Origin of the sequence: Tenacibaculum haliotis (genome assembly GCF_025215075.1) — a bacterium.
GTDB lineage: Bacteria > Bacteroidota > Bacteroidia > Flavobacteriales > Flavobacteriaceae > Polaribacter > Polaribacter haliotis_B.
The window spans coordinates 1-1,346 of record NZ_JAOBTH010000001.1 but is presented as its reverse complement, the minus strand read 5'-3'; the positions used below and the strand labels follow the sequence as shown (position 1 = coordinate 1,346).

Genomic DNA, 1,346 nt, shown 5'->3' with positions numbered 1-1,346 from the left:
CAGGTATGAAAATTTACTTTGCTCACCAATATTCTTCTTGGGAAAGAGGCACTAACGAAAATACGAATGGACTCATTAGAAGATACCTTCCTAAAGGAACAAACTTTAATGAAATAAGCGAAAATCAGCTGCAAATTATTCAGCAAAAACTACCTTCCTAAAGGAACAAACTTTAATGAAATAAGCGAAAATCAGCTGCAAATTATTCAGCAAAAACTAAACAATAGACCTCGAAAAATTATTGGTTATAAAACACCCCAAGAAATGATCAATATTGAGCTAAAAAACGTAGCTTAGTAACATCAAAAATTAATAACGATTTGTTGCGTTACAACGTTGAATCCAAGCTTTATAGAAAGTAAATCCAAAAACACAATCAACTGCGAAGAACAAAGCCTTTATCGAAATTTAAGAAAGTATGAACATATTGACGTGGTAACGTTTGAAAGCAAAAAAGGAAATAAAGGACCTGATAGAAAATATTATTATTTGACTAAAATGGGAAATGAATTACTTGAAAAGTTTATCGAAAGAAATATAAAACTGTTCTTCTCAACTGAAATAAATAACCTTTTAAAAAAATAGATATGAAATCATTAATTACACCTAATTTGATAAAATTTACATTAGTAACAATAATACTAACTATTTTATTCCGAGTTGGATTAAGTACATCAATAACAAACGGAATGATGATAGCAGTTATCTTATCTGCAATCATTTATGCAATCTCAATGTGGATTAACGGAAGTTATTTCGGCAGAAAAGAATATGAAAATTTACCAATCTATGATATTGGATTTAGATTCCACCTTTCAACATTTATAGCCCATAATGTGATTTCACTATTATGGTTTGTATTTGGATTTGAATCAAAATATGAAAATATAAACGTTATTTATATTACCGCTTTAATTTGGACTGTATTTTTGATTATTCATTTTGTATATTATCTTTCAGTCAGAAAATCATCTATTAAGAATTTAGACAAAGAAGACCTATTTGAGTAAAAAAACTACACCTAACACCGTATATAATTTATTGCTGGCTTCTTGCCCACTTACGAAAGTCCTCGCGGACTTTCTTGGTCGGTAATTATTTACTAAATTAGGTGCTTGAAACACGCCACTAATCATACACAATCACGTTGGCAAAAACTTTAGAAATTGAAGCTGTATTCAATAACTTAACGCAACAAATCTAAAATTATAGATTTGTAAAATGACAGTAAAAAAACACAGAAGACTTAGCCTTAAAGAAAGAGTGATTATTCAGACTCTTTTAAACGAAAAAAAGACCAAAGCTTATATTGCTAAAACTCTTGGTAGAACACCTTCTACAATTTC

The 1,346-nt window shown here is 29.3% G+C and carries 3 protein-coding genes and 1 pseudogene; all 4 read left to right on the top strand.

Annotated features, from left to right (window positions below):
• Window positions 1-297, top strand: a pseudogene (locus tag N2251_RS14035) (transposase); the annotation flags it as partial.
• Window positions 298-336: 39 nt separating this feature from the next.
• The gene (locus N2251_RS00010) at window positions 337-585 is read left to right on the top strand and encodes a PadR family transcriptional regulator (protein WP_260584627.1); all 249 of its coding nucleotides are present in this window, start codon (window positions 337-339) and stop codon (window positions 583-585) included.
• A gap of 2 nt (window positions 586-587) precedes the next feature.
• The gene (locus N2251_RS00005) at window positions 588-1,010 is read left to right on the top strand and encodes a hypothetical protein (RefSeq protein WP_260584626.1); all 423 of its coding nucleotides are present in this window, start codon (window positions 588-590) and stop codon (window positions 1,008-1,010) included.
• 211 nt (window positions 1,011-1,221) lie between these two features.
• The coding region (locus tag N2251_RS13975; RefSeq protein WP_376740991.1) for a helix-turn-helix domain-containing protein at window positions 1,222-1,346 on the top strand (125 nt) is incomplete at its 3' end.

What these genes read in the sequence shown, in the direction of transcription:
- N2251_RS00005 (WP_260584626.1), top strand. Translation starts at nt 588, where the DNA reads ATGAAATCATTAATTACACCTAATTTGATAAAATTTACATTAGTAACA.